The organism is Streptomyces sp. KR55 (assembly GCF_052245645.1).
GTDB lineage: Bacteria > Actinomycetota > Actinomycetes > Streptomycetales > Streptomycetaceae > Streptomyces > Streptomyces flavusporus.
Map to the genome: position 1 here is coordinate 1 of NZ_JBQQCE010000508.1, position 6,944 is coordinate 6,944.

The 6,944-nt window shown below is 69.2% G+C and carries 4 protein-coding genes and 4 pseudogenes; 1 reads left to right on the forward strand and 7 read right to left on the reverse strand.

Annotation, left to right across the window (positions count from 1 at the left end):
- Positions 1-137: 137 nt before the first annotated feature.
- A pseudogene (locus ACTWQJ_RS43525) lies at positions 138-404 on the reverse strand (methylated-DNA--[protein]-cysteine S-methyltransferase); the annotation flags it as partial.
- A gap of 70 nt (positions 405-474) precedes the next feature.
- Positions 475-1,692: an RNA-guided endonuclease InsQ/TnpB family protein gene (locus ACTWQJ_RS43530; protein WP_443311933.1), complete on the reverse strand. Its 1,218-nt coding sequence runs from the start codon at positions 1,690-1,692 to the stop codon at positions 475-477.
- A gap of 20 nt (positions 1,693-1,712) precedes the next feature.
- Here ACTWQJ_RS43530 and ACTWQJ_RS43535 point away from each other — a divergent pair, with 20 nt between their 5' ends.
- Positions 1,713-1,928, forward strand: coding sequence for an Arc family DNA-binding protein (locus ACTWQJ_RS43535; RefSeq protein WP_409468545.1), 216 nt, complete (start codon positions 1,713-1,715; stop codon positions 1,926-1,928).
- A 144-nt stretch (positions 1,929-2,072) separates the two neighbouring features.
- On the opposite strand, the gene ACTWQJ_RS43540 is transcribed toward ACTWQJ_RS43535, so the two are convergent.
- The 5 genes and pseudogenes from ACTWQJ_RS43540 to ACTWQJ_RS43560 all read right to left on the reverse strand — a co-directional run bounded on the left by ACTWQJ_RS43540 (position 2,073) and on the right by ACTWQJ_RS43560 (position 6,814).
- The gene (locus ACTWQJ_RS43540) at positions 2,073-3,077 is read right to left on the reverse strand and encodes a S66 peptidase family protein (RefSeq protein ID WP_443311931.1); all 1,005 of its coding nucleotides are present in this window, start codon (positions 3,075-3,077) and stop codon (positions 2,073-2,075) included.
- Between the two features lie 90 nt (positions 3,078-3,167).
- Positions 3,168-3,289, reverse strand: a pseudogene (locus ACTWQJ_RS43545) (IS5/IS1182 family transposase); the annotation flags it as partial.
- Positions 3,290-3,631: 342 nt separating this feature from the next.
- Positions 3,632-4,653: pseudogene (locus ACTWQJ_RS43550) on the reverse strand (IS630 family transposase).
- Positions 4,654-4,777: 124 nt separating this feature from the next.
- Positions 4,778-5,296: a methylated-DNA--[protein]-cysteine S-methyltransferase gene (locus tag ACTWQJ_RS43555; RefSeq protein WP_443311932.1), complete on the reverse strand. Its 519-nt coding sequence runs from the start codon at positions 5,294-5,296 to the stop codon at positions 4,778-4,780.
- A 9-nt stretch (positions 5,297-5,305) separates the two neighbouring features.
- A pseudogene (locus tag ACTWQJ_RS43560) lies at positions 5,306-6,814 on the reverse strand (DNA-3-methyladenine glycosylase 2 family protein).
- Positions 6,815-6,944 lie beyond the last annotated feature (130 nt).

A 6,944-nucleotide genomic window follows, 5' to 3' on the forward strand; every position in this document is an offset into this window, starting at 1 on the left:
CAGCCGCTGGCCCTCCTGGTCGGTCAGTCTGCGCACACGGACAGGCTCGGCCACCGCGCCTCCAGCGGTCGGATCGGACGTCACCGCACATCCAACCGCCACGACCACCAACCCGGCGAACCTATGCGGTCACAGCACTAGAAGAGGGCCTCGCCCCGCTCGAAGTCCAGCAGGCGCTGCTTGCGGTCCAGGCCGCCGCCGTAGCCGGTGAGGCTGCCGTCGGCGCCGACCACGCGGTGGCAGGGGACGATGATGCCGACGGGGTTCTTGCCGTTGGCGAGGCCGACCGCGCGAGACGCCTTGGGGTTGCCCAGGGCGTCGGCGAGTTCGCCGTACGTGCGGGTCTCGCCGTAGGGGATCTGCTGCAGCTGCTGCCAGACGGTGCGCTGGAACGGTGCGCTGGAACGGTGTGCCGTTCAGGCGTAGTTCGAGGTTGAATCCTCCCCTCCCTGAGGATGGGAGGGGATTCCTGGCTCAGGCTGCCTCCTGGAGCAGCGCTCCAGGAGGTCTTACGCCCTCGGCACCAGCCGGGTTGAGACCAGCCCGGACGAGCATCACACGAGCAGAGTTCTTGTCCCTCGGGGAGGAGACTCCGCACGCGGTGCAGGTGTAGGTGCGCTCACCCAGCGGCAGGCGATGCTTGGTTCTCGCATCGCAGTGCGCGCAGTCCATCGTGGTGTGCGCAGGGTGTACGAGGCGGACGTCCCGCCCGTGCTTGCGGCCCATCTCGATCAGGGCCTGTTTGGTGGCGCCGATGGCTGCGTCAGCGGCCTTGCGGGCCATCGTGGTCCTGGCGAGGAACTTCGGACGGAAGTCCTCCACCGCGAGGGCGTCGTGGTCGCGGACAACCTGCTTGGCCCACTTGCGGCCGGTGTCCTGTCTCTGTCTGGCGATCTTCTTATGCGCCTTCGCCCGCAGTTTCTTCGCCTCGCGGTAGCCCTTCGAGGCGGCCTGTCCCTTCGCCGGTTTGCGGCGGGCCATCATCCGGTCGTACCGGCTCAGCTTCTCCTTCGCCTTCTTGCCGTGTCCGGCGTGGGGGAGGTCGTGGGCGTCGGATGTGGTGGTGGCGGTCTCCTTCACGCCCCAGTCGACACCGAGTGCGCGGCCGGCCTCCGGCAGCGGCTGCACCTCGGCGGGCACGACGAACGAGCAATACCAGTGCCCCAGGGTGTCCTGGTACACGCGTACCGATGACGGTTCGGCGGGAAGGTCCCGCGACCACACCACCGTCACTGCGATGCCCCCGGCTAGGTGCAGGCGGCCATCCTTGAGGCGGAAGCCGCGCCGGGTGTAGTTCAGCGTCGGCAGCGCCTCACGCTTGATCTTCCACTTCGGCATCCCGGCCCGCTGCCGCATCGGCAGGCGTTCCCGGATGTCCTTGTGCGCCTTGGCGCGGGACTTGCCGAAGTCACGGATGATCTGCTGCTGGGGAACCGACGAGCCCTCACGCAGCCACGGCGTCGCCTTCCGGGCATCGGTCAGCATCTTGTCGAGTTGCGCCGGGCCGCACGTGGCCTTCTGGCCGGTTGCCTTGTTGCGCAGATGCACGGCCTTGGACTTGGCCACGCACTCGTTCCACACCCAGCGACACCGGTCCCACTCGCCCATCAGGGCGGAGCGGGCGGCAGACGACACGCGAAGCCGGAAGGTCCACCGGGCGTGCCCGGCGCCCTCGGCTTCCGTTGGTGTCATCATGCGTTCATAATAGCACCATGACCGATGAAGTCCGCATGACCCTCCGTCTCCCCGAAGACCTCCGCGACCGACTACGCGATCACGCCAAGTCCGAACGGCGGTCCCTCAACTCCGAGCTGGTGTACATGCTTGAGGTCGGCCTCCGCGCCGCTGGAGTGGACGCCGAATCGCCCGGCGGCGATTCGGCTTCTCCTGTCCCGCTGCGTGGGAAGCCGGATTCCTCCCCGGCCTGATAACGGCTAACACAATGAGGTACCGGGCACGGTCCACGGTTTCAGTGTTCGCCCGGCTGCAAGGCTGCCTCGCCATCGCCCCTGTCAGTGAGCCGTCGGTGAGACGACTGGGCGGGTTCTGCTGTCCTCGCTCTCAACCCGCCGTCACGTCACCGCCGAGCCCACTGTGAGCGTTCCTGCTGTGCCGTCGAGAATGGCTTCTGTGCCCAGGGGCAGAGTGGCCGGCCGATTCCGATGACCGACGGGCAGGCCGCCGAGAACAGGGATGCCAAGGCCGCCGAAATGCTCAATCAAGACATCAGCGATGCTCCAGCCGCCGTCCTGGGAGGCTGTCACGTCACCTTCGAACCCGAAGAACTGACCGAGAGCCACGCCGCGAAGCCCGTTCAGCACCCCGCTGCGGCGTAGTTGGGTCAGAGCCCGATCCACGTTGCGCAGGCCACCCATGGGGTGTTCGAGAAAGAGAATGGCCCCGTCGAGAGAAGGCAGCCCAGCACCGGCCTCGGTGCTGAGGGCGGTGAGGAGCCCCCCGATCAGGACGCCCGTCGCCGTCCCATCGACAGTGACGGCTTCGGTCACCTCGTTCGGATCGGCGTGCAGTGTGACCGGTTCCGTCTCAGTCAAGGCGTGTCGCAACGCCTGCACGGTCCCGCTGTCGAGGACGTCGTCGCCGTGTGTGAGGAACGGGCCATGAACGGTCGCCAGCCTGCACTCCCGCCACAGCGCGAGGTGCAGGTGAGTCACATCGCTGAATCCAATCAGAGGCTTCGGATCGCGTCGTACCGCGTCTGTGTCGAGGCCATCGGCGATCCTGTAGGCGCCCGCGCCCCCGCGCGTGGCGAAGACGGCTCGCACCCCCGGGTCCGCGAAGGCCGCGTTGAGATCCGCCAGCCGATCCCAGTCTCTGCCGGCCATGGGACCCCATTGGTCGAAGACGTGATCGCCGACTTCCACGCGCAGACCCCAGGACGCAAGGACTGCCGCGCCTCTCTCAACGTCTCGGCGACTCGGGCGGCTGGACGGCGATACGATCCGCACTCGGTCCCCGGGACGGAGCCGTGGAGCACGCAGTGGGGAACCTGTCCTCGGACCCGGACGTAGCCCCGCTGACGTGTTCAGAGGATCGGGCGGCGTGCTGGACGGATGCATAGCGCGATCATGCACGGGGATGGTTCGCTCGCCAACGCCTTACTCGGGACAACTGGGAATGTTCATCCTCGACGTCTCTGTCGACAACGGTCACTGCAGCGAGCTGAGTTGTCGGAGGGTGATCAGGCAGCAGGCCAGTTTGAGGAAGGCTTCGTGGATGTCGGCTCGACTCTCCCAGCGGATGCGGAGCGGCGGTAGCCGTGGAGCCAGGCGGTTGGGTCGGCCACGCGGCGAGGTGCCTGCCATGGCAGGTCCTGTTCCGCGCAGCCTCCCGCCGAACCGGACATGTTGGTTTCCCGATCATCCGGCTCTTCAGTGACTACAGCGTGAGCGATTCAGGCTGCTCGCGCAGGACACACAACACCGTTGCGGCGACCTGCATTTCGCATACCTCCCGGGTCTGGTGTGTTCGAGTCACTTGGCCCCCTTCGCCCGATGTGGAAGGATTTCCCGTCCTCCCTGGCCGGTCGTTACTCCGGCGACTACTACGGGGCCTCCGTCGCCGTAGGACTCGCGTCCCGTAGGCGATCCCACGTTCGTCTCTGCTGTACGTTCTAAGCGGCTTTCCAGAAGTTCTGTCGGTAACTGGTCGGGAACCAGGGGCTGGTCCAGGGCGCGGCTGTGGTCAGGAGCTGGCCGGTGAGCGGCTGCGGAAGAAGGCGTGGACCTGTCGTTGGCGGGCCGGCCAGGAGACGGCGGTGTTGGCAAGGTAAGCCTTGAGCACGGCCCAGACCCGCTCGATGGGGTTGTCGTGCGGGCTGTAGCGGGCGCCGTACCACAGGTGCAGGCCGGGATGGGCGGCCACGAACTCGCGGACCGTGCGGGCATGGTGGATCTGGTCGTTGTCGCAGATCACCACGACCGCCGGGGCGTGGGGGAAGGCCGCGATCACCTGCTTCAGCAGGTCGAGGAAGTCGGCCGTGCTACGGCGGCCCAGCCGGTAGCAGAAGGTGCGGGTGGTGACCTCCAGCACGGTCAGCTGGCGGTTCTTTCCCGGGGTGGGGATGTGCGGCCGGCGGCCGGGAAGCGTCCAGCTGGAGCGGATGTGGGGCAGCAGGTGCAGGTGAGTCTCGTCGGCGGCCCACACCACCGCCCCCGCCGGCAGCAGGCGCAGTCGTTTCGCGATCGCGGCCACCACCGCAACCCGGGCCGGATCGCCGCGGGCGATGAGCTTGAGCCGCCGCCAGACGGCGATCTGCCGCAGGCGCCGATACAGCGTGCGGCGGCTCATTCGCGGCCGCCCCGGATACCGGTGCACCCTGCACGGTCCATGGTCCGGGCCGCTGAAGCAGCGCGGCGATCCGCGCGCTCAGCCGTCTGCCGCCCGGCCGGGGCCGTCCGCTGCGGGCCGATCGTCAAGGCCCGCCACACCGCAGGTGTTGAAGCGGCCGATCCAGCGGCGCACCGTGGCAGGGTCGCGCTCCACCAGCACGGCGATCTGCGCCGGTGACAGACCCTGCAGCGACAGCAGCACCATCACCGCCCGTAACGCCGATCGCCATGGTCCCCGCAGCAGGCCGCGTAACCTCTCGCACTCGCAGGCGGACGCATTGGCGAACACGGTGAGCGGGCGCACACTGACCACAACCTCGCCGGGCGGGCGATGCTGACACCTCGATCGAACGCCCGGCGAGGGCATGTCAATGCCTCCCGCCCAACGGCCTCAACTCCCGTTACGCGCAGAACTTCTGGATACGCGCTTAGAACAGGGCCTCGCCCCTCTCGAAGTCCAGCAGGCGCTGTTTGCGTTCCAGGCCGCCGCCGTAACCGGTGAGGCCGCCGTTCGCGCCGATGACGCGATGGCAGGGGACGATGATGCCGATGGGGTTCCTGCCGTTGGCGAGGCCGACCGCGCGGGAGGCATGGGGGTTGCCGAGGGCGTCGGCGAGTTCGCCGTAGGAGCGGGTCTCGCCGTAGGGGATCCTGCGGAGCTGATCCCAGACGGTGCGCTGGAACGGCGTGCCGTTCAGCCGGAGTTCAAGGGTGAACTCCTTCAGTTCGCCCGCGAAGTACGCCTGTAGTTGTTCCTCCGTCTCCGTGAAGGGTTCCTCGGCGCTCCCCCACGCTCGGCTTCGCTCGCGCAGGGGGACCCCCATGCCGAAGGTCTCCTCCGGTGGGCGGTGGCGTTGGTCGGTCATGTAGAGGCCGCACAGGACGCCGTCCTCGGCGACGAGCGTCAGCGGGCCGTACGGGCTGTCGATCACGGTGTGGTGTTTCACTGAACGTCCTTACACAGGCAGGAAGTTGATCGGGTGGCTGTCCGTCGCCCACAGGTACTGGACCGCGTACGCCCGCCACGGTCGCCAGGACGCCGCGCGGGCGGTGAGCGCGGCGGGTGTGGACGGCAGGCCCAGCTCTCCTGCCGCACGGCGGATTCCGAGGTCGGTGGGGAGGAAGGCGTCGGGGTCGCCGAGGGCGCGCATGGCGATGACGTCGGCCGTCCAGGGGCCGAAGCCGGGGAGGGAGAGGAGCCGGGCGCGGGTTTCGGGCCAGTCGCTCTCCACGCCCAGGTGGAGGGTGCCGTCGGCTAGTTGGCTGATGAGTGTGGTGAGCGTCGTCCGGCGGGTGCGGGGCATCGCCAGTGACTCCGGGTTGACGGACGCCAGCGACTCGACGGACGGGAACAGGTGGGTGAGGCCGCCCTCGGGGTCGTCGACGGGTTCGCCGTGTGCGAGGGCCAGGCGGGCGGCGTGGGTGCGGGCGGCGGCCGTGGAGACCTGCTGGCCCAGTACCGCCCGTACGGCGAACTCGGCCTCGTCGACGGTGCGCGGCACCCGCCGCCCCGGCGCCTTGTCCACCAGCGGTGCCAGCACCGGGTCGGTGCGCAGCTGGTCGTCGACGGCGACCGGGTCGGCGTCCAGGTCGAGCATGCGGCGGCAGCGGCTGATGGCGACGGGCAGATCGCGCAGATCGCTGAGGGTGAGGCGGCAGGCGATGTGGTCGGGGTTCGGGGTCAGCGCGACGATGCCGTGGCCGTACGGGAGGCGGAGCGTGCGGCGGTAGGCGCCGATGGGGGTACCGCCCACGCCTTTCGGGCAGTGGGGGAGCCATTCCTCCACGCCTGGTACGGCGGTGGCCGCGAGGTGGCCGAAGAGGTTGTCGGGGTTGAGGGGGGCGCGGAACGGGAGGCGCAGGGAGAGGGCGCCGGGGGTGCCCTGAGGGCGAGGTGCTCGGGTGCGCAGGTCGCTCGGAGTCAGGGCGTACACCTCGCGGACCGTGTCGTTGAAGGTGCGGATCGAGGCGAAACCGGCGGCGAAGGCGATCTGCGCCATCGGCAGTTCGGTCGTCTCGATGAGCAGCCGGGCGGTCTGGGCGCGCTGGGCGCGGGCCAGGGCGAGCGGGCCCGCGCCCAGCTCGGCGAGCAGCTGGCGTTCGATCTGCCGGGTGCTGTAGCCGAGCCGGGCGGCGAGGCCGGGGACGCCCTCGCGGTCGACGACTCCGTCGGCGATCAGCCGCCCGGCACGGGCGACCGCATCCGCCCGCTTGTTCCATTCCGGGGAGCCGGGGCTGGTGTCCGGGCGGCAGCGTTTGCACGCACGGAAACCGGCCTACTGGCAGGCCGCCACGCTCGGGTGGAACACCATGCTCTGCGGCCTGGGCGGCACGACGGGGCAGCTGGGGCGGCAGTAGATCCCGGTGGTCAGGACCGCCGTGAAGAACCAGCCGTCGAAGCGGGCGTCCTTGGACTGGACGGCGCGCAGACAGCGTTCGGTGTCGGTGTGCATCCCGTTCTGCATGCGTCCAGCATCGACCCGCGGCCGGGTTGGGGCTGGCGGGAATCCGACATCAACCTTGACTGTCCTGGACCGGCCCGGATCGCCATGCGGACTCGCGCAGCAGCCGGAGCCCGTTCAGCGCGACCAGGAT

What these genes read in the sequence shown, in the direction of transcription:
- ACTWQJ_RS43535 (WP_409468545.1), top strand. Translation starts at nt 1,713, where the DNA reads ATGACCGATGAAGTCCGCATGACCCTCCGTCTCCCCGAAGACCTCCGC.
- ACTWQJ_RS43530 (WP_443311933.1), bottom strand. Translation starts at nt 1,692, where the DNA reads ATGACACCAACGGAAGCCGAGGGCGCCGGGCACGCCCGGTGGACCTTC.
- ACTWQJ_RS43540 (WP_443311931.1), bottom strand. Translation starts at nt 3,077, where the DNA reads ATGCATCCGTCCAGCACGCCGCCCGATCCTCTGAACACGTCAGCGGGG.